Consider the following 24,572-nt stretch of genomic DNA (forward strand, 5'->3'; position numbering starts at 1 on the left):
TGTTATGCGCGGCTGCTCGTTGACTGGTGTCCGGGCGCCGGCGGCGCCCGGACCGGGCCGGACCGCGGGCCGGTGGGGAGCGGGACTTCGAGGAGGCAGCCATGCGGACGGTCATCGCCGGCGGCGGACTGGTGGGACTCACGGCAGCGGCGTCGCTGCGGCTGATCGGGCACGAGGTGACGGTGCTGGAGCAGGCGCCGGCGGTGCGGGCGGTGGGCGCGGGCATCGGGCTGTGGCCGAACGCGCTGCGCGAGTTCGACCGGATCGGCGTCGGGGAGCGGCTGCGGGCCCTCGGCGCGCCGATCGAGACCTGGTTCTACGACCCGGCGGGCCGCCCGCTGCGGGCCGCGGGCTACGACGCGGACGACCACCGGTTCCTGCTGGTGCCCCGGCCCGCGCTCAGCGACCTTCTCGCCGACCGGGTCGGCCGGCGGAACATCCGGCAGGACGCCCGTGTCACCGGCTTCACCGAGACGGACCGCGAGGTGGTGGTCCACCTGGCCGACGGCACGGACCTGCCCGCCGACCTGCTGATCGGCGCGGACGGCGTGTACTCGCGGGTGCGCGCCGCGCTCGTGCCGGGCAGCGACGCCGTCGAGCACGCGGGCCACATCGCCTGGCGGGCGATCGTGCCGGCCGGGCGGGAGCGCCCGAGGGGCACCGTGGTCACCGTCGGGCCGGCACGCACCCGCGGCGGCTACGCGCCGGTCGCGCCGGGCCGGACCATGTGGATGGTCAACCAGTTCGACGCGGGGCGGCTGGACGGCTCCAAGCGGGACCGGGCGCTGGCCAGGGCCGGTCACCTGGCCGAGGCGGGCTGGCACGACGAGCTGCTGGAGATGATCGCCGCGACGCCGGAGGAGGCGATCCTGGAGAACCGGATCATGCTGGTGCCCGAGCTGTCGCGCTGGACCGGCCGGCGGGTGGCGCTCGTCGGCGACGCCGCGCACGGCCTGTCGCCGCACATCGCGGCGGGCGGCACCCTGGGCGTCGAGGACGTCGGGGTCCTGCGCTCGGCCCTGTCCGCCGAGCGCGACCCCGCGACGGCCCTGGCCCGCTACGAGGACGTGCGCGCCGCCCGCTTCGTGCGGGTCCGCGAGCACTCCGCCGCCGTGGAGAAGGCCGCGGACGCCGCGGAGTTCGCCGAGCGCTACGCCGCCTTCAGCCACTGGATGCTCACCACCGCGCCGCAGACGTGAACCCGGCGGGCGGGTGCGGACCGCGAGCCGGCCGGGACGCCCACGGGCCGGCCGTGCGCGTCTCGGGCGTGCGCGTCTCGGGCGTGCGCGTCTCGGGCGTGCGCGTCTCCGCCATGAGACCGCCGGGCGGGGCGTGACCCGCCGGGGAGACGTGACCCTCCGGCAGCGCACGGTGTCGGCGGGCGCCCGATCCGTACCCGGGTGGGCGGCCACGCCCGCCGGCCGGCCGCCCACCGCCGCCGTCTCCGCCTCGCGGAGACGGGTCCCGGCCCGGGCCCCGTGACCAGAGGGCGCGCGGCCCGGAGACCCCGTGGCCCGGAGGCGCGTGGCCGCCGCTTCAGCCGCGCAGCTCCGCGAGATCCTCCTCGGTCAGGACGAGGTCCGCCGCCGCGATGTTCTCCTCCAGGTGGTCCAGCGATCCGGTGCCGGGGATGGTGACCACGACGGGCGAGGAGGCGAGCAGCGCCGCGATCGCGACCTGTGCGCTGGTGGCGCCGTGCCGGGCGGCGACCTTGGCCAGGGCCTCGGCCCTGACCTGCTCACGGCCGCCGCCGAGCGGGAAGTACGGCACGTACGCGATGCCGTCCGCCTCGCACGCGGCGAGCAGTTCCTCGTCGCCGGTGAACCGGTTCTGCACCGCGGCGACCGGCGCGATCCGCCGCGCCTCGGCGAACTGCTCGGCGTCCACGTGGCTGACGCCAAGGTGCCGGATCAGTCCCTCGGACCGCAGCTCGTCCAGCGCCGCGAACCGTTCGGCGATGGACACGCCGCCGGGCTCCGCCGTGCCGCCGACCCGCAGGTAGACCAGGTCGAGCCGGTCGAGGCCGAGGGCCCGCAGGTCGGCCTCGACCAGTCCGCGCAGCTGCTCGGGCTTCGCCTCGCCGCTCGGCCAGCCGTCCGGGCCCATCAGCGGCCCGACCTTCGTGGCGATCACCAGGCCGTCGCGGTAGGGGGCGAGCGCGGTGCGGATCAGGTCGTTGGCCCGTACGTCCCCCCGGTTGTAGAAGCCCGCGGTGTCGATGTGGTTCACGCCCAGCTCGACGGCGCGCCGCAGCACCGCGACGCCCTCCTCGGGCGCGCGGGCCGGTCCGGTGAAGCCGCCGGCCGCCGCGAGGCGCATGGCGCCGAAGCCGAGCCGGTTGATGGTCAGGTCTCCGCCGAGGGAGAAGTCAGTAGTGGTCATGGGTCCATCGTCGGCGCGGCCGCCGCGCGCGGCGAGGAGCTGGCAGTTTGCTGCCAGACTGGAGGGGTGCGCAGCGACGAGACGCGGGACCGGCGGGTACGGGACGAGGTACGGCACGAGCAGGTGATGACCCTGCACGGCGACGAGGAGCTGGTCACGCGGGGCGGCCATCTCTTCGCGGCGGCGCGGACGGAGTTCCTGTGCGCCGCCCGCGACATGGCGACGTGGTCCCAGCCGGAGGCCCGCGCGTCGGTGGTGAGCCGGATGCGCACCGGCGGGCCGGAATTCGCCGTCCACAAGCTGCTCAGCCCGGTGGCGCTGGCCGACGAGGGCACCCGCGCGCATCTGCGGCAGGTGCGCGGCCGGGGCGCGCAGGTGCGGATCAGCAGCTCCCCGCTGCCGTACGAGACCATCCTGATCGACCGGCGGGTGATGATCCTGGCCGGGCAGGAGACCGCCGGGGGCCGCCAGTACACCGTCACGACGTCCCAGGACCTGGTGCACGGCGTCCACTCGCTCTTCAGCGCGGTGTGGGACGCCTCGCGGGAGTTCGACGACTATCTGCGCGAGGACGTCCCGCACCTGGACGGCGACGGCCGCACGATCCTGCAGTCCCTCGCCTCCGGTCTCACCGACGAGGCGGCGGCCCGCCGGCTCGGCGTCTCGCTGCGCACCTACCGGCGGCGGGTGGCGGAGCTGATGGCCGCGCTGGAGGCCGGCTCGCGGTTCCAGGCCGGCCTGCGCGCGGGCGAACTCGGGCTGCCGCACTGACCGGCGGCCCGGGCCGTCCCGTTCGACGACCCGGGCCGGCCGGGGCCGGGCGCTCAGGGCCCGGTGCTCGCGGCCCGGGACTCGCGGCCCGGTACTCGCGGCCCGGTACTCAGGGCCCGCGCCACGGCGCGCGCTCGGCGACCGGCGCGCGCAGGGCCCGCAGCGCTCGGGGCATGCCGATCCCCACGGCGGCGCACACCCTGCCGCCGCGTCCGAACAGCGCGGTGAAGCGGCGCTCGGCCGGATCGCCGTCGACCACCCGGAAGGCGTCGGCGCCGCGCGGCAGCCCGTACACCTGCACGCGCAGCCCGTACTGGTCGGACCAGAGGTAGGGCACTGTGCGGAACGGCGGCGGGTCGTCGCCGGCCAGCAGGCCGCGGGCCACCGCCAGGCCCTGCTCGGAGGCGTTGGTGCGGTGTTCCACGCGCAACCGCCCGCCGCCGTCCGGATCGGGCCAGGACGCCACGTCGCCGCACGCCCACACCCCGGGGGCGGCGCGCAGCGCGGCGTCGCAGCGCACCCCGTCGGCGACCGGCACACCGCTGCCGGCCAGCCACTCGGCGTTCGGGGTGCTGCCGACGCCGAGCAGCACGGTGTCGGCGGCGAGCCGGCGGCCGTCGTCCAGCCGGACGCCGGTGGCCCGGCCGTCCCGGGCGAGCACCGCCTCGACCCGGGCGCCGGTCACCACGCGGACGCCGTGCTCGCGGTGCACGGCGGTCAGCAGCGCGCCGACGCGCGGTCCGAGCGGGCCGGCCAGCAGCCCGTCGGCGGCCGTCACCACAGTGGTGTCGCGGCCGAGCGCGCGGGCGACGGCGGCGGCCTCCGCGCCGACGAAGCCGCCGCCGGCCACCACCAGCCTGCCGCCGCCGGCCAGCGACGCGCGCAGGGCGACCGCGTCGGCCAGGGTGCGCAGCACGTGCACGCCGCGCACCCCCCGCGCCCCCGGCAGCCACCGCGGCCTGACCCCGGTGGCGACCACCGCGGCGTCGCAGCCGACCCGTTCGCCGCCGTCGAGCAGCACCTCGCGCCGCCGCGGGTCCAGGCCCACCGCCCGGCGGCCGAGCCGCAGGTCCAGACCGAGCGCGTCCAGCGCGTCGGCGTCGCGCAGCCGCAGCCGCTCGGCCGCCCAGGTCCCGGAGAGCAGTTGCTTGGACAGCGGCGGCCGGTCGTACGGCGGCTCCGCCTCGTCGCCGATCAGCGTGATCCGGCCGTCGAAGCCCTGCCGTCGCAGGCCCTCGGCGCAGGCCAGGCCGGCTGCGGACGCTCCGACCACCGCGACCCGTGCCGGGAGCGCGGCCGTCACCAGGCGACCGGCAGCTCGTGCACGCCGTAGATCAGCATCTCGTCGCGGAACGGGATCTCGGCCAGCTCCCGGTCCAGCCGCAGGCCGGGGAAGCGGCGCAGCAGCGCCGGGTAGGCCAGCCGCAGTTCCAGCCGGGCCAGGTTCTGGCCGAGGCACTGGTGCGGGCCGGAGCCGAAGGCCAGGTGGCGGCGCGCGGCCCGGTCGACGTCGAGCCGGTCGGGGTCGGGGAAGACCTCGGGGTCGCGGTTGGCGAGGTCGTTGGCGAGGATCACCCCCTCGCCCTCGCGGATCAGCACGCCGCCGACCTCGATGTCGGCGAGCGCGGTGCGGCGCCGCCCGAGGTGGACGATGGTGAGGTAGCGCAGCAGTTCCTCGACCGCGCCGGCCACCCGCTTGTCGTCGCCGTCGCGCACGGCGGCGAGCTGGTCGGGGTGCTGGAGCAGCGCGCAGGTGCCGAGCGCGATCATGTTCGCGGTGGTCTCGTGGCCGGCGATGAGCAGCAGCCGGGCCTCCTTGGCGCACTCCTCACGGGTGGCCAGGCCGGTGCCGAGGTAGTCGACGGCGAGCCGGCGCAGCAGGTCGTCCGCGGGGTTCTCGGCCTTGGCGGCGATCAGGTCGGAGAGGTAGTCGACCAGGTCCTGCGAGGCGCTGAGCGCCTCCTGCGGGGTGCTGCGCATGTCGATCAGCACCCGGCTGCGGTCCTGGAAGAAGTCGTGGTCGCCGTAGGGGACGCCGAGCAGCTCGCAGATGACGAGCGAGGGCAGCGGCAGCGCGAAGGCCGACACCAGGTCGGCCGGCGGCCCGGCCGCCTCCATCGCGTCCAGCAGCCCGTCCACGAGCGCGCCGACGCGCGGCCGCAGCGATTCGATCCTGCGCACGGTGAACTCGCCGGTGAAGCGCAGCCGGTGCTCGTTGTGCTCCGGCTCGTCCATGGTGATGAAGGTGCGGTTGTGCAGCCGGGTGGCGTGGCTGCCCTCGCTGACCGCGGGGTAGTTGGGGCGGCGGTTGTCGGCGCTGATCCGCTCGTCGCGCAGCAGGGCGACCTGGTCGGCGTGCCGGGCGACCAGCCAGGCGGCGTTGCCGTTCCACAGCGACACGCGCGTGGGCGGCGCGGCCGGGCGGTCGTCGGCGGGCAGCAGGTCGCGGTGCGCGGGCGGCGGGTCGAACGGGCAGCCGGCGGCGCGGGCGGCGGCGTACGGCGCGAGGGCCTCGTGGGCGGGGGCGGTCATGAGCGGGCCTCCTCCAGCTCCAGGACGATCGCGCCGGCCGGGCAGACCTGCGCCGCGGTCTCGACGTCGGCGCGCAGCTCCTGCGCGGGGTGTTCGGTGAGCAGGACGACGATGCCGTCCTCCTCGCGCTGGTCGAAGACGTCGGGGGCGGCCAGGACGCACTGTCCTGCGCCGCAGCACTTGTCCGTGTCCACGGTGATCCGCATGGCGGTTCCTCCCTGGGGGGCGGGATGGACGGTGGGATTACTTGCCCGAGGTAAGTAACCGTACGCAACGCTACTGCTGCGGAACGCACTGAGCCGCGCGGGATGGATGTAAAGACCACCTTTCCGGCCACGGTGCCCCGCCCCCTCTCCAGCCCCTTGCCGCCGGCCGCGCGGGCGCCGTCGCGTAGCCGCTGGTGGGCGCGGGCGCGGCGGTACGGCGAGGCGCGGCGAACATGGCCGAGACGGCGGGGCGCGAGCCGGCGCGCGGCGCGGGCGCGGGGGCGGATACCCGGCGCGGGCGCGGCGCGGGCCGCCCGCCCGGTGGCCGCCCGGCGCGGACGCGCGGGCGCCCGCGACCCGGACGGCCATCCCCGCGGGAGGTCCGGGCACGCGGGCGCGCGCGGTGTAGCGGTGTGCGGTGCGGGACGTGCGACGTGCGACGTGCGACGTGCGACGTGCGGGCTCTCAGGTCAGGACGGCAGGCCCCAGCGCTGGGCGTTGGTGCCGTTGCAGTCCCAGATCTGCAGCTGGGTGCCCGCCGTGGTGGTGCTGTTCGGGTCGTCGAGGCACTTGCCGGAGTTGGGGTTGTACAGCGAGCCGTCGGAGCGCGGCTGGAAGACCTGCGCGCCGGTGCCGTTGCAGTCGTAGAGGTCGACGGTCGTGCCGTCGGCGGTCCCGCTGTTGTTGACGTCCAGGCACTTGCCCAGCGCCTGCAGGGTGTTGCTGGACGTCACGGTCCACTGCTGGGCGGCGGTGCCGTTGCAGCCCCAGATCTGCACCGGGTTGAAGTTGTCGGTGCTGCCGGAGCGGTCGTCCAGGCAGAGCGAGGAGGACACGCCCGAGGTGATCGGGCCGGTGCGCGAGGCGCCGGCGCCGCTGCCGTTGAACGCGGCGAGGCCGTTCGGCGCGCCGAGGCCGGTGGGGCCGTCGTCGCCGGCCGCGCCGTTGCACAGGTAGGACGGGCTGCACGAGCCGTTCGAGCCGGAGGTCACGTCGTAGAGCGAGGAGGAGTGCGCGTACAGCACCGACGCGGCGGCCGTGGACGGTGCGCCGGCCAGCGCGTAGACCGAGGCGATGATCGGCGAGGAGGCGCTGGTGCCGCCGACCACGAACCAGCCGCCCTGCCCATAGGTGTCGTAGACCGCGACCCCGGTGGCCGGGTCGGCGACCGCGGCGACATCGGCGACGGTGCGGTGGCTGCCGCAGCCGGTGTCCTTCTGCCAGGACGGCTTGGCCTCCCACGAGGAGCAGCCGGAGCCGGAGCCGGACCACACCGTCTCCGACCAGCCGCGTGCCGAGGAGTCCTGCCGCAGGGTGGTGCCGCCGGCCGCCACCACGTACTGCGAGGTGGCCGGGAAGCTCACGCCGTAGCCGCCGTCGCCGGAGCTGGCGACATCCACCACGCCGGCGTGGTTGAAGTCGGCGTCGGCGCCCGCGTCGCCCGAACCGTCGCCGGTGCCCCAGCTGTTGGAGATGAAGTGGGCGCCGAGCGAGACCGCGGTGTTCTGCGCGGCGGACAGGTCGCCGGCCTCGACCACGACGATGTGGCACTTGGGGCAGATGGCCGAGACCATGTCGACGTCGAGGGACGCCTCGGTTCCCCAACCGGTGTCACCCGGAGGGTAGTTGCCCTGCTGGCCGCTCTGGTTGACCTTGCGGAAGCAGCCGTTGGCGGTGGTGCACGCCGGAAGCCCGTACTGGGCGCGGTACGTGGCCAGGTCCGACTCCAGGTTGGGGTCGTCGGCCAGCTCGGTCACCGCGACCGTCGCGCTGCCGCCGTTGGAGGCGGCGGCGGAGCTGAGGTTGTACGCGCGCTGCAGGTCGGAGGGCCCGTAGCCCGAGGGCGTGGCGTCGGGCCGCAGCGCGTCGGCGTGCACCGCGTGCAGGTCGGTGCGCACCAGCGCGTAACAGACCGGGGCGCCCGGGCGCAGCGGCTCGGAACACGCGTGGGACGTGGTCACCTGGCCGGACGAGCCGGCCGGGGCGGGGGCGGAGGCCTGCGCGACGACCGGCGACGCCACGGCGATGCCCGTCGCGGCGGTCAGCGTCAGCACCCACTGGACGATACGTTTCACGGATTCACCTGCTCGTATGAGGCGGTGGGGGGTGATCCGCACGACCTGTCCCGGCGGCGCGGCGGTCCGGCGACGATCGCCCGACAACGTTGCCAAAGCGGCTCGGCGCCCAGACCGTGACAAGCCTGACCTGGTCGGAACCGCCACCGGGGCCGGCCGCTCGGAATGGGGCGGGGATGGCCGTGCCTTACGGAGAGCGCTTACCGAAGGTAGTGACTAGGCATGAACGCGTCAATGGTCTGGACTTGCCGCGGCCGTGGGCGGGGGTCGCGGTGCGGGGGCGGCGGGGAGGCGGCGAGGTTCGGTGTCGCCGTGCGCCTCCACGCGGCCGGCGCCGGCGAGGAGCCCGGCGTCGGCCGCGTCGGCGGAGGCGGAGGTGGAGGTGGAGGCCGCTCAGGACGCCGTCAGCGCGGCCAGGGCGCGGTCCATCGCCGCGTTGAACTCCTCCGGCGCCAGCGGCAGCCGCGCCTTGACGTCCCGGCTCCACTGGTCGGCGAGGACCTCGGCGGAGCCCGCCTCGACCCCGTCGAGCGCCGCGTCGGCCAGGTCCGACGGCGCGATCTTGGCCACCGGCCAGCCCGCGGCCATGTCGGTGTCGGCCAGGCCCAGGTGCACCGCCGTCACCAGCGTGCCCCGCTCGGCCAGTTCCAGGCGGACGCCGTTGGTCACGGCCCACGCGGCGGCCTTGGTCAGGTGGTACGCGCCCGCGCCCCTGCCCCCGAACCACGACATGGCGGACAGGACGTTCACGATCGCTCCCCCGCCGTTCCTGGCGAGCGCGGGTGCGAACTCGCGGATCATCGCCAGGTGGCCGAACACGTTGGTCTCCAGTTCGCGGCGTACGTCGTCCAGCGAACCGGTCACCAGGTCGGTCCCGGTCTGGATCCCCGCGTTGTTGACCAGCAGCGAGACGTCGGGGGCGGCCTCGGCGGCGGCCCGCACCGACGCGGGGTCGGTGATGTCCAGGGGCAGCACCACGGCCCCCGGCAGATCCACGGTCTCCGGCCGGCGTGCGGTGGCGTAGACCTTGCGGGCGCCCCGTTCGAGCAGACGCTGGGCGAAGGCGCGGCCCAGGCCGCGGTTGGCCCCGGTGACCAGGGCGACTGAGGTGTCGATGTCCATGCCCGGTACGCTAGAACCTGACGTCGGCGTCAGAGGCAAGCGCTGATCCCCGGGACCGGAGGCAGGGCCGGTCCGAGGCTGGATGCAGGGTCGGCGCGGGACCGGGCCGGCCCCGGAGCGCGCCGCAGCGAGAGGAGTCACCATGCCCGTCACGGAGCCCGCGACCCGGCGGCTGATGCGCATCGGCGAGGTGGCGCGGGGCGCGGGCGTCTCGGTGCGCGCGGTGCGCTACTACGAGCAGCAGGGGCTGCTCACCGCGGAGCGCAGCCCCTCCGGCCAGCGCCTGTACCGGGAGGACGCCATCACCCTGGTGCGCTTCTTCCAGCAGATGTACGCCGCCGGCCTGTCCAGCCGGAGGATCGCGGAACTCCTCCCGTGCTGGGACTCCGGGCACACCGACGCGGAGCAGCGGGCCATGCTGCGCGCCGAGCGCGCCCGCATCCAGGCCAAGGTCGACGACCTGCAGGCCGCCCTGGACCGCCTCGACGAGGTCATCGCGGTCTCGGACACGCACCCGTAGGCGCGGAGCAGCCTCACCGACCGGCCGTCGCGGACACGCACCCGTAGGCGCGGGGTACGGTGACCGGTGAGGGACCGGCCGGGCGGGGCCGGCCGAGGGGGAGGAGAGCCTGCGTGGCGGGCAGCCGGGGACGCTGGGCGGCCGCCGCCGTCCTGATCACGGGCGCGGCCGTGATCGTCGACGCTTTCACCGGGCTCTACGGCTTCGGCGGGCACCACGCCGGGCGTCCGCCGGCGCACCGGACCGCCGCGCGGGACGTGCACCTGACCGGGTGCACGGTCACCGGCGGACGCGCGGTCGCCCGGCTGCGGGCGGTCAACGGCGGTACCGCGGGCGGCGATTACACCGTGCGGGTCGCGTTCCTCGGCGCCGCCGGTCGGACCCTGGGCACCACGACCGTCGTCCTCGGACCGCTCGCCCCGGCCGACGCGACCGAGACCGACGCGACCGGCCCGGCCGTCGCCGCTTCGACCACTCCCCTGTGCCAGGTCACCGGCGTCGCCTTCTCCGCCGTCCCCTCCGGGGGCACTTCGGCGGGTGCCTCGGGGGGTGCGTCCGGCGCGTCCGGTGCCACGGGCAGGTCGGGACCGCCGCCGGTGGCGTGAGCGGTGGCCGGACCGGCCGGGGGCGGGGAGCCGTCGAAGGGCCGCGTGGAGCCGGACGGCCGGAAGAAGACCGGACGGCCGGAAGAAGACAGGAACAAGACCGGAAGAAGAAGCGGCATCGCGGATCCGGGTGTTAGGTGCGCGCGATCGGGGGCAGGCGGCTGTCACGGGCCCTCGCCCCCCAGCATTCAGGGCCCGTCTCGTCCGGCTTTCCCCCTGCCGGACATGTCGCCGCCGGTCCCGGGCGCTTCACCCCCGAACGTCCGGGACCGGCAGGCCGCGCATGTGCGCCACGCCCTCCGCGAACCCCGCGCCCACGGATGCGACATCGTCGAACATTCACACGCGTGAGGTCGTGGGTCCGGGGCAAACGGCCCGGTGGAGGTTGGTAAACATGGGACCGTTGCTTCTTGTTCTGCTTCTCGCGCTGATTCTGTTCGGCGCCGGCTTCGCACTGAAGATCCTGTGGTGGGTCGCTGTCGTGGTGCTGGTCGTCTGGCTGCTCGGATTCGTGGTCCGGGGCACCAGTTCGGGGGGTGGACGCGGCCGCTGGTATCGCTGGTAGCGCCGTGCCGCCGCTCGCGGCACACCCCATCGGAGACCGGGCTCTTTCGGGAGTCCGGTCTCCTCGACGTTTCCCGGAGTCGATACCTCCGATGATGCGATGAGCTTTTCATCTGTCTTGTAGGCATCTGTCCTGTTCGCCTGACACATGCCCGCTCACCCGTTTACCGTAAGGACCGTGACGAGGGGTGGGGGGCGTCGGATCGCGGCCGTGTCGGCCGTCGCCATGGTCGCCGCCGCGGTTGCCGGCACGGTCTCGTGCCTCGGCCCCGCGGCGCACGCCGGCGCGGCGACCGTGTCCCGCGGCGGGGCGCACAGCGCCGGGATCGTCGTGGTGGTCGGCTGCCTGACGGGGCCCGAGGGCGGGAGAGCCGGCCCCGCGCCGAGCGCCTCGGCCGCGTCGACGAGCGGCGGCGGGCGGTGCGGCGTCCTGGTCGTGATGTGCGCGGGCGACGGGCACACGGTCACGTCCGTCGCCCTCCTGGGCCACGGCGGCTCCGGGCACGGCGGGTTGGTGGTGCGGGTGGGCGCCGCGTGTCCCGGAGGGGCGGGCGCCTCTCCGCCGCCGTCTTCCGCCCCGCCCTCCTCTCCGCCGGCCACTCCGCCCTCGCCCCCGGCCTCCCCGCCGACCGCTCCTCCCCCGGCGTCCTCGCGGCCCGCGACGCCGCCGCCCGTCTCACCGACCGGCCCCACCGCGCGGCCGCCGGCCTCGGGACCGGCCGCACCCGGCGCCCCCTCCTCCGCACCGGCCGGTGCGACGACGGCTGCGCCGCCCGGTCGCGCCCCGGGTTCCGGCGCCGCGTCCTCGAAAGCCGCCGCGGGCGTGCCGGCGGCCCGTGGGCCCGGCGCGTCACCGCCCGACATGACGGCGCCCGACGTGACGGCGCCCGCCGCCGCGGCGCCCGGTCCGCCCGCGGGCGCGTCCTTCGTCGGGGCAGCGCCCGTCGTGCCTCCGTTCGGCGATGCCCGCTCCGAGGACGCCACCCGCTGGTGGCTGCTCTCGGTGCTCTGCGTGCTGTTGCCCGCCGCGCTCGCCGCCGCGTATCCACGCGGCACGGGCCGCCACTCCTGACGCCCTCCCACCCCCCGGGGCCGCTTCGGCCGGCGCTGGCCCGCGCTACCGACCCGAGCCGTCCGCCTCCCACCCGCGCCCCGGCCCCTCGCCCGGGGCCGCGCCGACCCCGCTCCCCCGCGATCCCAGAGCCGATGTCCCCGCGGGCCGCGACGCCGCGTACCGCCACCGACCAGGGAGTGCCACGTTCCTGTACGTCGTGTCGCTGCTGTCCGTCCTCGGCGGTGTCGCCTTCGCCTACCTGACCGGCAAGTTCCTCGGCACCGGACGGCGGGCGCCCGCCGGGGAGTTCACCGGCCAGGCGCAGTCCCTGATCGGCGCGGTGCTGCTCAGCTCGTTCATCCTCCTCACCGGGTTCCAGGTGGCAGGCGGCTGGTCGGCGCTCAGCGGCGCCCGGTCCCGTACGTACGACGAGTCGCGCGCGCTCGCCGACGCCTACTGGGCGGCGGGCGGCCTGGCCGCGGAGGACCGCGCGAGGGTACGGGAACTGCTCCGCCAGTACACCGCGACGGTGCGCACCGTGGAGTTCCCGGACCTCGCGCACGGCAGGACCAGCCCGCGGGCGTGGCAGGACCTGGACCGTACCCGCGCCGCGATCGGCGGGTCGGCCGCGGCGGACCCGGCACGCGAGGCCGCCCGCTCCTCCGCTCAGGACGCGCTGGCGGCCGTCTACCAGACCAGGACCGACCGGGCCGCCCAGGCCGCGGGGCGGATGCCGGGAGTCACCTGGTACGCGATGCTGGTGGGCGGCGCGCTGCTGATCGCCTTCCCCGCGCTGCTCGGCGTGTCGATGACGGTCCGTCAACTCGCCGCGCTGTGCTGCGTCGGCGCGTCGGTCGCGTTCGCGATCTGCCTGGCGGCCCAGCTCGACCGGCCGTTCCAGCGGCCGTTGGGTGTGCGCGCGGGCGCGTTCGCCCTCGCCGAGCGGCGGTTCGACCAGATGGACGCCGAGGGGTACACGGTCTCCGCCGTCCCCTCGCCCTGACCGGCCGGGGACTCAGCGGTCGTGGCCCGCGCGCAGCCACGCGATGTAGTCGGCGGCGGCGCGCTCGGTGTCGTACTCGGGCCGGTAGCCGGTGTCCTCGCGGAGGCGGCCGATGTCGAGGACCAGGTGCGGGCCGCGGCTGCCGGTGGGGAGGTCGACCCGCGCGTCGGGCACCGTCCTCCTGATCGCGGCGGCCACGTCGGCGTTGGACGTGGCATGGCCGGAACCGACGTTGTACGTACGGTGGTTGAGCTTGTCCGCGAGCTGGAGGAGAGCGATGGCGCGCCCGGTGTCCTTCACGTAGTTCAGGTCCAGCGCGTCGTCTGCGTAGGCGGGCGCCATGAGCGTGGACAGGTCGGGCTCGGCGCCCCGGGCGGCGGCGTGGACGAGGGCGGGCGCGGCGAAGAACGGGTCCTCGTGGCCGCCCGGTCCCCAGGTGCCGGAGATGCGGTAGTCGACGATGTCGAGACCGGTCACGTCGGCGAGGTGGCTGCCGAGCAGCTCGCCGATCTTCTTGAAGGCCGGGATGGCGGCCGGCACCGACAGCGACAGCGGTGTGTCCTCGGGCAGCGGCAGGCCGCTGCCCGCGTCCGCGTCCGTCCGGGCGCCGAAGTACACGCCGATCGTGCTGGCGACGCCAAGCCTGCGCACGCCCCACTCCTGCGCGGCCTGCATCACGTTCAGCAGTCCGCCGAGGGTGGCGCGGGCCGCCTCGACCGCGGCCTCGGGCGCGATGCGGGCGGGGCCGGGACCGGCCAGGTGCACGATGCCGGTGACCGCGTGCCGGCGGCCGACGTCGAGCAGCGCGTCGCGGTCGCCGATGTCGACCCGCTCGACCGCGACGCGCGCGCCGGCCAGCACGGGCGGCAGCTCCGTGCTGCGGCGCTGCACCAGGACGCACTCCTCGCCCTGGTCGAGCAGCGCGCGGACGGTGTGGGAACCGATGAAGCCGAGGCCTCCGGTGACGAGGATCATGTCCGGTCCTTCCGGCATACGACAAGGCATACGACACAGGGGTGGCCGTACCCGGCACACGTTGTGCCGTTGCACTGATCATCAGGAGCACTGACGATCAGGCTGCTTTTAGAATAGCTCATGGCTTACGACGACGAGTTCCCCGCACCCGCCGCCCTTCTGGGGTATCTGCTGAAGCACGCGCAGGCCCGCATGGCGGACCTGGGCGACGCGGCACTGGAGCCGGTGGGCGTCACCTCGCGGGAGCTGGGCGTCCTGCTGACCGTCGCCGAGGGCGAGCCCCCCTCCCAGCAGCAGGCCGCGCTGCGGCTCGGCGTGGACCGCACGACGATGGTCGCGATCCTCGACGCTCTAGAGGGCAAGGGCCTGGTGGCCCGCCGCCCGCACGCCCAGGACCGGCGGCGCAACGTGGTGACACTGACCGAGGCCGGCGTCCGGGCCGTGCGGGAGGCGGTGCGCGCGAACGAGGCGGCGGAGGCGGAGCTGCTGGCCGCGCTCGACGCGGACACGGCGCGCAGTCTCAGGGAGGCGCTGCGGCTGATCGTGCAGGCGCCGCCGCACTGAGCGGCCGTACGGGACGCCCGCCGAGGGGTGCTTCACTCGCGACCGCATGTCCGATTTGCAGGCATTTGTCGCGAATGTAATGCTGAAAGCACTTCCGAGACGAAGGAGATGGTCCCATGGCTACGGAGCTGACAGCCCCGGTCGAGACGGCAGCCCTTGCCGCTGAGGTCGAAGGACTGCTGGATTCCGCAGAACCGGAAGGCATCTACCGCGACACCCGCGAATGCGGCGGCGGTCTGCTTCTCGCGGCCCTGCTGCTCATTTCGCCCCCCACCCCCCGCGCGCCGAAGACGGACGCCCGCTGACGGCCGGGAGGACACGTTGGCCGCACAGGCGCGGGACAACTCCGCACTGAGCACTGTGGTGGCCGATGTCGCGAACGGAGTCGCCCTCGCCCTCGACGGCGGGGGCGACTCCTATGCGCTGTCGGCCCTCCTGGCCCAGGACGACGCGGTGGCCCTGGCCGCCGTGCGGGTGCTGGGCGCCGACGTCCTGGCGCCGTACGCGCTGGGCGCCGGCGCGGCGCGCGACACGCCCGGCGGGACGGGCATCGCGAGCGGCTCGGGCGGCTCGGGCGGTGCGGACGGTCAGGTCGTGCTGCGGGCGCTGGCCGCCTATCCGCCGGGGGCCGACGCCTCGGACGTCTCGCTGTGGACGTACCGGGGCCTGGTCGAGGCGTCCCGGGCGTTCCTGCCGCCGGCCGGCGCCCCGTGGCCGGACGAGCCCGCGGCCGGGGACGCCTGGCTGCACACCGACCCGTGGCCCAAGCTCTCCCACCGCGCGTCGCAGCTGGCCGCGCTCGCGCTGCCCGGGCTCGCCCCGGCGCTCGCCGCCGGGCTCGCGGCCCGCACCGACGACCTGGCCAGGGGCTTCGTCCGGGCGGTCCGCCGGCGCGACTGGCTGCAGGCCGCGGGGGTCGGCCGCTGGCTGTCCCGGGTGCGGGACGTGCCGGCCACTCTCGGGTTGGACACCGGCCTGCTCTACGTCCGCAGGATGAGCGGCGCCGACCCGCGGGTGGCGCTGCACACGGCTGCCGCGCGGCGCCTGCGCGGCGACGCCCGGTGAGCGGCGAGCGGCCGGGGACCCGCACCCGACTCCCCCGCCGCACCGCGCCACCACGACCGCCGGGGGCCGGCCCCGCACCCCGACGCCGAGCTGCTGGACGACATCGCCGTCGGGGCGCTGCGCTGGCTGACCGCGGAACAGTCCGCCTTCCGGCTGCCGGCCGATGTCGCCACCGACGCCGACCCCAACATGACGCTCAAACCCCTGGGTGAGCTGGCGGAGTTGGCGCAGGTCGTCCAGGCGCTGCATCCGCTGCCGGAGGTGCGCGACGCCGCGGCCGGGCTCCTCGCCTTCGCGTGGAAGGAGACCCGCGGCGGCGAGCTGTTCGCCGAACTCGTCCTCGGGGAGCCGCTGGCGACGTACCCGGTGGAGCTGTACGGGGTGTTCGCCCAGGCCGGTCTGCGCAACCCGGGGGCCGAGGAGCTGATCGGGGCGACCACCTCGCTGCGCCGCTGGCGGGTGGCCCGCGAGGACCACACCCGGACCCTCGGCGTGCTCAACGCCGAGCGCCGGATCGGGCTGCCGCCGCACGACGACTTCGACGCGGTGCTGGCGCGGACCGGCCTCGGGATGACGCCGGAACCGTGGGCCCTGGACCTGAAGTCCGCGTACGGCATCACCCACGACGTCTTCCACACCGCCGACTGGGGCCGCCGTCCTGACCGGTTGCCGGCGCCGCTCGCGGAGTACCTGCGGCTGTGGCTGCCCGCCTGGACCGGGACGTGGGCCGAGGAACGCCTGTGGGATCTGGTCGGCGAGTTCCAGGCGGTCTCGGCGTGTCTGCCGGGCGCGCCGTACGACCCGGCGGCGTGGCGGCTGCTGGCGGCGGCGCGCACCGGGAGCGGCGCGCTGCCCGAGTCCGGCGATCCGGGGCAGGGCGGGCCGAGGAACGGCGCCGACAGCGGCGACTCCGCCTCCGGTGCCGGCGCCGCCTCCGACCCCAGCTCCGACCCCAGCTCCAGCTCCAGCTCCAGCTCCAGCTCCAGCTCCAGCTCCAGCTCCAGCGGGACCTTCCACGCCTGCTATCACTCCACGCTCGTGGCCGCGTTCGCCGCCACGCTGGCGCGCGCCCGTCCGCCGGGCCGCGTCCACCCCGATCCCGAAGGCGAGGCGACACCGTGACCGCCGCATCACCCGCGCTCCTGCACCGTGTCGGCGACCGGGCGCTGGCCTGGCTGGACGCCAACCGCGAACGGTTCCGGCTCACCGACGAGGACCTCGCGTCCGGTCGCGGCATCGTCGAACGGCTCAAGCCGGTCGGTGAGTTGGCGATCAACATGCGGGTGCTGGCGCGGGAGGGGGTGGCCGGATCGCGGCAGCACGACAGCTCGGTGCGCCTGCTCGACCACGCCTGGCGCGACCTGCTGGACGGCGGCAACCTGCTGGCCGAGCTGCAGCGCCAGGAGCCGCTGTCCCCCGTGCCGCTGGAGATCTACGCCAGCCTGCACGAACTGGGTCACCGCCACCCGGAGTTGGAGCGCGCGATCGACCTGGCGCGCAGCACCGCGAGCTGGCGGGCGCTGGAGATGATGCCGACCCGGCGGCTCGGACTGCTCAACGCCGAGCGCAAGATCGGCCTGGCGCCCAGCGGCGACGTCGAACAGGCGCTCGCGGCGACCTGGCTGGGCCGGATGCCCGAGCCGTGGACCGTGCAGCTGCACATCGCGTACGACATCACGCACACCGTCTTCCACCTCACCGACTGGGGCGCGGCGCCCGAGCGCGTACCGCAGGAGATCGCCGACTACCTGGCCCTCTACCTGCCCGCGTGGACCGCGGACTGGGCCGAGTTGGAGCACTGGGACCTGCTCGGCGAGCTGCTGGTGGTGGACGCGTGCCTGCCCGGGCCGGTGCTGGACGCCGGAATGTGGGAGCGGTACGCCGCCGCTCAGGCGCCGGACGGCGCGATGCCGGTGCGCGGCGCGATGCCCGCGGGCGATCCGGACGAGGTCTTCGACCAGGTGCACCATCCCACGCTGGTGGCCGCGTTCGCCTCCGCGATGGCCACCTCGCGCGCGCTGTCCTCGGACGTCGCGGCGTGACCCGCGCGTCGTCGCCGGCGCCGCCCACGTCCCTCGCGTCCGCGCGAGACGACGTGGACGCGGCGGAGCTGCCCGCGCTGCTGGACCGCGCCGTGGCCCGGGTGCGGGCGCCCGACGTCGTGGTGGCCGTCTCCGTCGACGGCCGCCGGACGTACGCCACCGGCGGAACCGGCGCCGCCACCGCCGCCACCACCGCCGCCACGGCCACCGCCACCGCAGTCGCCGCTCCCGCGCCCGCGCCCGACCGCGCGGCAGCGGATCCGAACCCGGCCCCGACTCCGGCCCCGGCCCGTGACCGTCTCGGCTTCGCGCTGGGCTCGCTGACGAAGACCTTCACCGTGCTGCTGCTGGCCGACCAGGCGCGGGCCGGACGGCTCGCACTGGACGATCCGATGGCGGCGTACCTGCCCGGTTCGGCGCTGCCGCGCGGCGACGCCCGCCGGATCACGCTGCGCCATCTGGCCACCCACACCGCCGGTCTGCCGAGGGTGCCGCGGGACATGGTCGCGGGCGCGCTGCTGCACCCCTACGCCAACGGCTACGCCGGCTACGACCGCGAGCGGCTGCTCGCGGCCCTCGCCCGGACCCGTCTGCGGCACTCCCCCGGCGCCCGCTGGCACTACTCCAACCTCGGCCTGGCGCTGCTGGGGCCGGTGCTGGAGCGCGCGGCGGGCGCGGCGTTCCCCGATCTGCTCGCCGCACGGGTGCTGCGGCCGCTGGGCCTTGAGGCGACCGCGCTCACCGTCGGTCCGGGCGGGCGTCGCGGCGACGACCGCGAGCGGCAGGCGCCGGCGGCGTTCCCGGCCGCGACCGGCTACCGGGCGGACGGCCGCACCCCGCTGCCGGCCACGGAGATGGCCGCGTTCGCACCGGCCGGCGGGCTGGTCGGCACCCCGGGCGACCTGCTCGGCTATGCCGAGGCGCATCTGCGGGCGGCCGGCGGACCGCACGCCCGAGCCCGTACCGCGGCCCGTACCGCGGCCGGCGCGCGGGCCCTTCCGCCCACCTTGGCCCAGGCGCTCGGCGACGTCCAAGTCCCCCAGCTGCGGCGCGGTTCGGGCCACCGCGAGGAGACGCACACCCTGACCTGGTACCGCCACCCGGCGGCCGGCGGGCCGCTGCTCTTCCACGCCGGCGCCACCTTCGGCCAGCAGTGCTTCCTGGGCTTCCACCCGCCGACGCGCACCGCGGTGGCCGCGTTCGCCACCCGGCACGACCGCACCAGCGCGGTCGTCGGCTCGGGCTACGCGCTGCTGCGTCTCCTGGCCGGCCGCGGCGGGCCAGGAGACGGCACGTAGCGCCTTCCACCGGCCCTCCCGGGCGGGTGCGCACCCGCCCCAGGAGCCCCAGCCGTCCGTCGAGAAGTATGGACATGCCAAGCGCGTCTGTGCTCTCATGCCTCTCGGCGCTCTCTTGCATCGTTGCAATACGCCCCGGCCGGGTCCGCCGCGCCCCGGGCCCGGGTGCCGCCCACGCACGCGCCACGTCCGTTCTCCGCCGCGCAACCACCGCAGGAGGCACGTCGTATGCGTACTGGGACACCGTCGACCCCGCCCGCTCCGCCACGTCCGCCGCACTGGCGGAAGCCGCCCGCGCCGCCGCGCGAACGGCTCGCGCTCGTCCTGTGCGGCCTGCTCGCGGCGGTCCTGGGCGTCGCCGCCGCGGCGACCGCGGGACCCGCCTCCGCCGCATCGGCCGCCTCCACGGCCCGCGCCGCGAAGGCGGGGACCGGGTCCGCGGCGCCCGCCGCGGTCCGCCCGGACGCCACCGGGACCGCGCTGCGCAGCGGCACCGGCCTGTACCCGCGGGTGATCAGGCTCGCGCACTCCGGCTCCGCCAACGGCCAGGTCATCGCCTCCGTGGTGGACTTCGACGCGGCCGGCGGCGTCGGCCGCGTCTACCACAGCACCGACGACGGCGCCACGTTCCGCGAGATCGGCGACGTCCACGACCCGGCGACCGTGAACGGCCTGTGCTGCTCCACGCTCTTCGAACTCCCGCGCCCGATCGGGGCGATGCCCGCCGGCACGCTGTTGTGGGGCGCCTCGGTCGGGCAGACCCCGGCGGACCGCAGGATGTCCATCGACGTGTGGCAGAGCCAGGACCACGGCGTGACCTGGTCCCCACTGCCGCCCTGCCAGACGGCGCAGAACACCGGCGGCCTGTGGGAGCCGGAGTTCGCCGTCGACTCCGAAGGCGACCTGGTGTGCCACTACTCCGACGAGACGGACCCCGGCGCGCACAGTCAGTCGCTGGAGGAGCGGTTCTCCTCCGACGGCCGCACCTGGGGGCCGGTGCATCCCACCGTCGCGCCGTCGAACGCGGCGCTGCGCCCCGGCATGGCCACCGTGGTCCAACGTCCCGACGGCAGCTTCTACATGACCTACGAGGTGTGCGGCACCGGCGACGTCCACGACTGCGCCGCGCACTACCGCACCTCCGCCGACGGCGCGGACTGGGGATCGCCCACCGACGTCGGGCCGCTGATCACCACCGCCACCGGGCAGTTCTTCACCCACGCGCCGACCGTGGCCTGGCTGGCCAACGGCACCGCCGCCGGGCGCCTGGTCCTGGTCGGCCAGCAGTTCCGCGAGGCCAACGGCGCCCTCGCCACCACCAGCGGCCGTACCGTCCTGGTCAACACCGAGAACGGCACCGGCCGCTGGTTCGCGATCGACGCGCCGGTGGCGGTGCCGAACCCCGACGGCAGCTACTGCCCCAACTACAGCTCCCCGCTGCTGCCGTCGACCGACGGCACCCGGCTGCTGGAGATCGCCACCGACTACGTCGGATCGGTGTGCCAGCCGTTCTACGCCACCGGCTCCTCGCAGGGGACTCAGAACTCCACCGGCGCGGGCCTGGCGTCGGGCGGAACGTACCGGCTGATCAGCGTCATCAGCGGCGACTGCCTCGACGTGTCGGCGGACTCCCGCGTCTCCGGCGGCAACATCCAGCAGTGGACGTGCAACGGCCTGGGCCCGCAGAACTTCCTGTTCACCAAGGCCGCTTCCGGTGACTTCACCCTCAGGGGCCAGAACTCCGGCCTGTGCGTGACCGTCGCCGGCGCGAGCACCGCGGCCGGCGCCAACGTCGACCAGGAGCCCTGCACCGGCTCGGCCGCGCAGCGCTGGGTCGCCCTCAACCAGGGCGACGGCTACTGGACCTGGCGCAACACCGGCAGCGGCCTGTGCCTGGACGTGGCCGGCGGCTCCACCGCGGCCGGCGCCAACGTCGAGCAGTGGACGTGCAACAAGCTGTCCCCGCAGATCTGGAAGCTCGAACCGCGGTAGTCCGCACGGCCGGGCGCTCAGCCGCCCGGCGCGGCTGCCGGAATGCGGGCGAAGGTCAGCGTCTCGTACGGGGAGGACGCGCCGGTCTCGTAGAGCAGCCCGACCGTCGTCGGGGAGAGCGCGACCAGGTCGCTGTACGCGGCTGGGTCCGCGGACAGCACCAGCGCCGTGGCCCAGTCGCGTCCGCCGTCGTGGCTCACGCGGACCGCCATGGCCGCGCGGGCGTCGGGATCGCTGGGCCCGGCGAACAACAGCGGCCCGTCGGGGACTTGGAGGACGCTGCCTTGAACGACCGGGCCGACGAGCCCGGTCTGCGGGGCGTAGGGGCGCAGCAGCGTCCCGCCGCCGTCCGCGCTGCGCGCGTCGACCCGCACGCCGGGCGCCGTGCCGCCCTGGTTGCGGGCGTTGAAGTAGACCAGGCCGTCCGGGAGTTGGGCGGCGCAGGATTCATTGGCGTTCACCACGCCGTCGGGGGTGTCGTCGACGAAGCCGATCCGCCAGCTCTCGCCGCCGTCGTCGCTGATCAGACAGTGTCCGCCGTAGTAACGGGGCTCGGCGCCGGTGTCGGCGGAGCCGACCGGCGGCGGCGTGGAGTGGTTGGCGGGGGCGACCAGCCGGCCCGGTGGCGTCCGGTGGTCAGGGCGATCGCGTGGCCGGGACCGGTGGCGTACCAGCGCCAGTCCGGGTGCTTGGCCTCGGCGGTGATCTCGCGCGGCGGGGTGAAGCCGCGTGCGTCGTCGATGCCGCGCTGCACCCACACGCGGCGGCCGTCGGCGGGCGGCACCTGCCCCGCCATGATCGCGGTCTCGGTCGCATCGGCGGCGTTGGTGCAGGTCAGCAGGACGATGTCGCCGGTGCGCGGGTCCACCACGGGACAGGGGTTGCCGTGGGTGTCGCTGCCGTCGCCGGCCACCACGGCGAGCGGGCCCCAGCTGCGCCCGCCGTCCTGCGAACGCTTGGCGACCACCACGATGCTGCCGGTGTCCGAGCCGCTCGCCCGCGCCTCGGCGAACGCGACGAGGGTGCCGCGGCCGGTGCGCACCACGGCGGGGATCCGGAACGTGGCGTACCCGTCCGCGCCCGCTGTGAACGGCACGGACGTCTCCACCGCGGGGCGCTCGCCGCCGCCCCCGTACGCCCCCGCGCCCGCGCGCGGCGCCTGCCCGCCCCCGCCCGGCCGGCTTCCGCCGCCGTCCGCCGGGGACGTCCCGGCCGCCGTCGCCGCCGACGCGGGCCGACCCGCCCACGCCACCGCCCCCGCGGCGAACGGAAGGACGAGGAGCCTGCGTCGGTCGAACATCATGGAACGCCTCCTGAAGGTCGGTGTCCTGTTCACGAATTCGACGCCCCCGGCGACAGGGCGTCCGCCCGCCGGACCGGGCCCAGGCCCGCCGAGTCCAGCACCGCGGCGACCGCCCGGGACTCCTGCGCGGTCAGCGGCAGCAGCGGTGACTGCGTGGCCGGATGGGCGATCACCCCGCGGTGGGCCAGGGCGGCCTTGAAGGCGCCCAGCGCGGCGGAGATCCGGCTCACCCTGCGGCGGTCGGCGACCTCCACCAGCGCGAAGAACAGCGCGGTCAGCCGGCGCTGCTCGGCACGCGCCGCTGCCTGGTCGCCGCGGCGCGCCGCCTCGTAGAGCCGGACGTAGCCGTGCGGGTCGACGTTGCCGAGGCCCGGCACGATGCCGTGCGCGCCGCGCGCCATGGCGAGATCGGCGAGCGTCTCTGAGCCGGTCAGGCATGCCGCGCCGCTGTCCTCGGCGGCGTCCAGCAGCCGCTGGAAGGACTCCAGGTCGCCCGAGGAGTCCTTGACCGCGGCGATCGTCCCGGCCCGCGCGAGGTCGCCGAGCAGGTCGGGCGACAGCTTGCGGCCGACGTTGGACGGAATGTCGTAGGCCACGACGGGCACGTCCACGGCCGCGTGCAGCGCCTCGTAGTGGGCCCGCGTCTCGCCCTCGGCCACCCCGACGTAGAAGGGCGCGGTGGCCACCACCGCGTCGGCGCCCGACCGTGCGGCGCGGCGGGCGTGCTCGATCACCCGCCGGGTGCCGGTGTCGATCACTCCGGCCAGCACGGGGACCTGTCCCGCGGCCGTGGCGACGACCGTGCGCAGCGCGGTGTCCCGCTGCGCGTCGGTCAGTTGGGCGACCTCGCCGGTGGAGCCGCCGACGAACAGGCCGTGCACGCCCGCGTCGAGCTGGAAGCCGGTGAGGCGTTCGAGCGACGCGGTGTCCACCTCCAGGTCCTCGGTCAGCGGGGTGCACAGGGGAGGAACCACTCCGTGGATCATCAGACCTTCTCACTCGTGGAATCGGGGTTCGGGCGCCGCTCTGCGGCCCCGTCACCGGGGTCGCCGGGACCGCGGGCGTCGTGCCGCGCGTCGGCGAAGTCCTGCACCCGCCGCGGCACGTCGAAGACGATCAGCAGCACGACCAGCACGGTCACGCCGAGGGCGAGCACACCGATGGCGGTGCCCAGGCTGAGCGGCTCGGCGAGCCGGGCGCCGAGCACCGGGGCCGCCGCGCCGCCCAGCGCGCCGACGTTGTAGCTGAATCCGAGCGCGGCGGCGCGGATCTCGATCGGGTAGTGGTCGCTGACGTACTTGGGCAGCACGCCGGACGCGCCGGAGCTGGTGCCGACCAGCAGGAACAGCAGCACCCACAGCGCCGCGGTGTGGCCCTGGCCGAGCGCGAACACCGGGTAGACGAAGGCCAGCGACGCGACCAGCATCGTCACGTAGCCGGCGCGGGTGCCGAAGCGGTCGCCGAGGTAGCCGACCAGCACCGAGCCGGCCGCGTAGCCGAACCCCGCGTACAGCAGCGCGTCGGAGACCTGCGCGGGGTCGTAGTGCAGGTCGGTCTTGAGGTAGGTGGGCAGCAGCGACTGCATCGGCCACGAGTACAGGAACGCGCAGAACACGGTGACCATCAGCGCCACCACCACCGGCCACAGTCGCTGGGCGAACCGTACCGACATCGCGACGAAGCAGGCGGTGACGACCGCGACCAGCGCCAGCGTCACCGGGACGGACTGGCCGCGCAGCACCACGACCAGGCAGACCGCGGCCACCAGGCAGACCGGGACCGTCCACAGCTTGGCCCGGCCGCCGAACAGCCGGGCGGTGGCGCTGACCCGTGTCCGGCCGGCCTGGTTCGCCTGCTCCCAGTCGGCGGCCTCGGGCAGCCGGCGGCGCAGGTAGATCGCGAGGACGACCGGTACGACGCCGATCCAGAACAGCACCCGCCAGCTGGTGTGCGGCACCACCCAGGCGTAGGTCTTGGCGGCGAGCACGCTGCCCATCGGGTAGCCGCACAGCAGCATGCCGCTGGCGGTGTTGCGTATCCGCCGCGGCCAGCTCTCGATGATGTACGTGGTGCTGGCGCTGTACTCGCCGGCCATGCCGAGTCCGACGACCATGCGGAACGCGAACAGCGACCAGTAGTCCCAGGCGAATCCGCACAGCACCGAGCCGACCGCGTACAGCCCGATGCTCAGCAGCATGGCCGGGCGCCGGCCGAAGCGGTCGCCGAGGGCGCCGATCGCGAGGCCGCCGAACCACCGTGACACGAAGGCGGCCGAGACCAGGGTCGCGGCGCGCACGGTGGACAGGTGGAAGTCCTTGCCGATCTCGGTCAGGACCAAGGTAATCAGGACGAAGTCGAAGCCGTCCATGGCGTAGCCGAGCCATGCGGCGGTGAAGGACTTCCAGTCCTGGGCGGCCAGCGTGGCCCGCCAGCGCAGTGGCGGCGGGGCCGTGGAGTCGGTCATGGGGCTCGCATCCTCGGGAGCGGGGGCGGTACGGG

General features: G+C 75.4%; 25 protein-coding genes and 1 pseudogene. 14 read left to right on the plus strand and 12 right to left on the minus strand.

Annotated features, from left to right (window positions below):
- Positions 1 to 101: 101 nt before the first annotated feature.
- A complete protein-coding gene (locus VSR01_RS02380) occupies positions 102 to 1,199 on the plus strand; it encodes an FAD-dependent monooxygenase (RefSeq protein ID WP_326447629.1) in 1,098 nt (365 codons plus the stop codon).
- A 337-nt stretch (positions 1,200 to 1,536) separates the two neighbouring features.
- On the opposite strand, the gene VSR01_RS02385 is transcribed toward VSR01_RS02380, so the two are convergent.
- The gene (locus VSR01_RS02385) at positions 1,537 to 2,382 is read right to left on the minus strand and encodes an aldo/keto reductase (RefSeq protein WP_326447630.1); all 846 of its coding nucleotides are present in this window, start codon (positions 2,380 to 2,382) and stop codon (positions 1,537 to 1,539) included.
- Positions 2,383 to 2,388: 6 nt separating this feature from the next.
- Between VSR01_RS02385 and VSR01_RS02390 the strand changes: the two genes are divergently transcribed.
- Positions 2,389 to 3,153: a DNA-binding response regulator gene (locus VSR01_RS02390; protein WP_442785630.1), complete on the plus strand. Its 765-nt coding sequence runs from the start codon at positions 2,389 to 2,391 to the stop codon at positions 3,151 to 3,153.
- 109 nt (positions 3,154 to 3,262) lie between these two features.
- On the opposite strand, the gene VSR01_RS02395 is transcribed toward VSR01_RS02390, so the two are convergent.
- From VSR01_RS02395 to VSR01_RS02420, 6 genes and pseudogenes are all read right to left on the minus strand, one after another.
- Positions 3,263 to 4,459 carry an NAD(P)/FAD-dependent oxidoreductase gene (locus tag VSR01_RS02395; protein ID WP_442785631.1) on the minus strand — a complete coding sequence of 399 codons (1,197 nt, stop codon included), beginning with the start codon at positions 4,457 to 4,459 and terminating at the stop codon, positions 3,263 to 3,265.
- The gene (locus VSR01_RS02400; RefSeq protein WP_326447632.1) at positions 4,453 to 5,685 is read right to left on the minus strand and encodes a cytochrome P450; all 1,233 of its coding nucleotides are present in this window, start codon (positions 5,683 to 5,685) and stop codon (positions 4,453 to 4,455) included. The genes VSR01_RS02395 and VSR01_RS02400 overlap by 7 nt, the downstream gene beginning before the upstream one ends.
- Positions 5,682 to 5,891, minus strand: a complete 210-nt coding sequence (locus tag VSR01_RS02405) for a ferredoxin (RefSeq protein WP_326447633.1) — start codon at positions 5,889 to 5,891, stop codon at positions 5,682 to 5,684. Before VSR01_RS02405 ends, VSR01_RS02400 begins: the two co-directional genes overlap by 4 nt.
- A gap of 470 nt (positions 5,892 to 6,361) precedes the next feature.
- Positions 6,362 to 6,739, minus strand: a complete 378-nt coding sequence (locus tag VSR01_RS02410; protein WP_326453458.1) for a ricin-type beta-trefoil lectin domain protein — start codon at positions 6,737 to 6,739, stop codon at positions 6,362 to 6,364.
- 30 nt (positions 6,740 to 6,769) lie between these two features.
- Positions 6,770 to 7,984: pseudogene (locus VSR01_RS02415) on the minus strand (S53 family peptidase); the annotation flags it as partial.
- A 375-nt stretch (positions 7,985 to 8,359) separates the two neighbouring features.
- Positions 8,360 to 9,088, minus strand: a complete 729-nt coding sequence (locus VSR01_RS02420) for an SDR family oxidoreductase (RefSeq protein ID WP_326447634.1) — start codon at positions 9,086 to 9,088, stop codon at positions 8,360 to 8,362.
- Between the two features lie 142 nt (positions 9,089 to 9,230).
- Between VSR01_RS02420 and VSR01_RS02425 the strand changes: the two genes are divergently transcribed.
- The 5 genes from VSR01_RS02425 to VSR01_RS02445 all read left to right on the plus strand — a co-directional run bounded on the left by VSR01_RS02425 (position 9,231) and on the right by VSR01_RS02445 (position 12,834).
- Positions 9,231 to 9,608 carry a MerR family transcriptional regulator gene (locus VSR01_RS02425; protein WP_326447635.1) on the plus strand — a complete coding sequence of 126 codons (378 nt, stop codon included), beginning with the start codon at positions 9,231 to 9,233 and terminating at the stop codon, positions 9,606 to 9,608.
- A 113-nt stretch (positions 9,609 to 9,721) separates the two neighbouring features.
- Entirely contained in the window at positions 9,722 to 10,213 is a 492-nt protein-coding gene (locus tag VSR01_RS02430; RefSeq protein ID WP_326447636.1) for a hypothetical protein, read from the plus strand.
- A gap of 394 nt (positions 10,214 to 10,607) precedes the next feature.
- Positions 10,608 to 10,778, plus strand: coding sequence for a hydrophobic protein (locus VSR01_RS02435; protein WP_326447637.1), 171 nt, complete (start codon positions 10,608 to 10,610; stop codon positions 10,776 to 10,778).
- Positions 10,779 to 11,639: 861 nt separating this feature from the next.
- Positions 11,640 to 11,849 (plus strand): hypothetical protein, encoded by a 210-nt coding sequence (locus VSR01_RS02440; protein ID WP_326447638.1) that lies wholly within the window; start codon positions 11,640 to 11,642, stop codon positions 11,847 to 11,849.
- Between the two features lie 199 nt (positions 11,850 to 12,048).
- On the plus strand, positions 12,049 to 12,834 hold the full coding sequence (locus tag VSR01_RS02445; protein ID WP_326447639.1) for a bestrophin-like domain: 786 nt from the start codon (positions 12,049 to 12,051) through the stop codon (positions 12,832 to 12,834).
- A gap of 12 nt (positions 12,835 to 12,846) precedes the next feature.
- On the opposite strand, the gene VSR01_RS02450 is transcribed toward VSR01_RS02445, so the two are convergent.
- Complete coding sequence (locus tag VSR01_RS02450) at positions 12,847 to 13,809, minus strand: NAD-dependent epimerase/dehydratase family protein (RefSeq protein ID WP_326447640.1); 963 nt, start codon at positions 13,807 to 13,809, stop codon at positions 12,847 to 12,849.
- Positions 13,810 to 13,929: 120 nt separating this feature from the next.
- Here VSR01_RS02450 and VSR01_RS02455 point away from each other — a divergent pair, with 120 nt between their 5' ends.
- From VSR01_RS02455 to VSR01_RS02485, 7 genes are all read left to right on the plus strand, one after another.
- Entirely contained in the window at positions 13,930 to 14,373 is a 444-nt protein-coding gene (locus VSR01_RS02455) for a MarR family winged helix-turn-helix transcriptional regulator (protein ID WP_326447641.1), read from the plus strand.
- 116 nt (positions 14,374 to 14,489) lie between these two features.
- Positions 14,490 to 14,678: a hypothetical protein gene (locus tag VSR01_RS02460; RefSeq protein WP_073500942.1), complete on the plus strand. Its 189-nt coding sequence runs from the start codon at positions 14,490 to 14,492 to the stop codon at positions 14,676 to 14,678.
- Positions 14,679 to 14,694: 16 nt separating this feature from the next.
- Entirely contained in the window at positions 14,695 to 15,438 is a 744-nt protein-coding gene (locus VSR01_RS02465; protein ID WP_326447642.1) for a hypothetical protein, read from the plus strand.
- Positions 15,439 to 15,555: 117 nt separating this feature from the next.
- Positions 15,556 to 16,560, plus strand: coding sequence for a DUF6895 family protein (locus VSR01_RS02470; RefSeq protein ID WP_442785632.1), 1,005 nt, complete (start codon positions 15,556 to 15,558; stop codon positions 16,558 to 16,560).
- Positions 16,557 to 17,480 carry a DUF6895 family protein gene (locus tag VSR01_RS02475; RefSeq protein WP_326447644.1) on the plus strand — a complete coding sequence of 308 codons (924 nt, stop codon included), beginning with the start codon at positions 16,557 to 16,559 and terminating at the stop codon, positions 17,478 to 17,480. The genes VSR01_RS02470 and VSR01_RS02475 overlap by 4 nt, the downstream gene beginning before the upstream one ends.
- Entirely contained in the window at positions 17,477 to 18,778 is a 1,302-nt protein-coding gene (locus tag VSR01_RS02480; RefSeq protein ID WP_326447645.1) for a serine hydrolase domain-containing protein, read from the plus strand. Before VSR01_RS02475 ends, VSR01_RS02480 begins: the two co-directional genes overlap by 4 nt.
- A 228-nt stretch (positions 18,779 to 19,006) precedes the next feature.
- A complete protein-coding gene (locus VSR01_RS02485) occupies positions 19,007 to 20,770 on the plus strand; it encodes an RICIN domain-containing protein (protein WP_326447646.1) in 1,764 nt (587 codons plus the stop codon).
- A 17-nt stretch (positions 20,771 to 20,787) separates the two neighbouring features.
- On the opposite strand, the gene VSR01_RS02490 is transcribed toward VSR01_RS02485, so the two are convergent.
- From VSR01_RS02490 to VSR01_RS02505, 4 genes are read right to left on the minus strand one after another with little or no spacing between them, the layout of a single operon-like run.
- The gene (locus VSR01_RS02490; RefSeq protein ID WP_326453459.1) at positions 20,788 to 21,384 is read right to left on the minus strand and encodes a sialidase family protein; all 597 of its coding nucleotides are present in this window, start codon (positions 21,382 to 21,384) and stop codon (positions 20,788 to 20,790) included.
- Complete coding sequence (locus VSR01_RS02495; RefSeq protein WP_326447647.1) at positions 21,294 to 22,073, minus strand: sialidase family protein; 780 nt, start codon at positions 22,071 to 22,073, stop codon at positions 21,294 to 21,296. Before VSR01_RS02495 ends, VSR01_RS02490 begins: the two co-directional genes overlap by 91 nt.
- A 29-nt stretch (positions 22,074 to 22,102) precedes the next feature.
- Positions 22,103 to 23,059, minus strand: a complete 957-nt coding sequence (locus VSR01_RS02500) for a dihydrodipicolinate synthase family protein (protein WP_326447648.1) — start codon at positions 23,057 to 23,059, stop codon at positions 22,103 to 22,105.
- The gene (locus VSR01_RS02505) at positions 23,059 to 24,537 is read right to left on the minus strand and encodes a sialate:H+ symport family MFS transporter (protein ID WP_326447649.1); all 1,479 of its coding nucleotides are present in this window, start codon (positions 24,535 to 24,537) and stop codon (positions 23,059 to 23,061) included. Before VSR01_RS02505 ends, VSR01_RS02500 begins: the two co-directional genes overlap by 1 nt.
- Positions 24,538 to 24,572 lie beyond the last annotated feature (35 nt).

The organism is Actinacidiphila sp. DG2A-62 (assembly GCF_035825295.1).
Classification (GTDB): Bacteria; Actinomycetota; Actinomycetes; order Streptomycetales; family Streptomycetaceae; genus Actinacidiphila.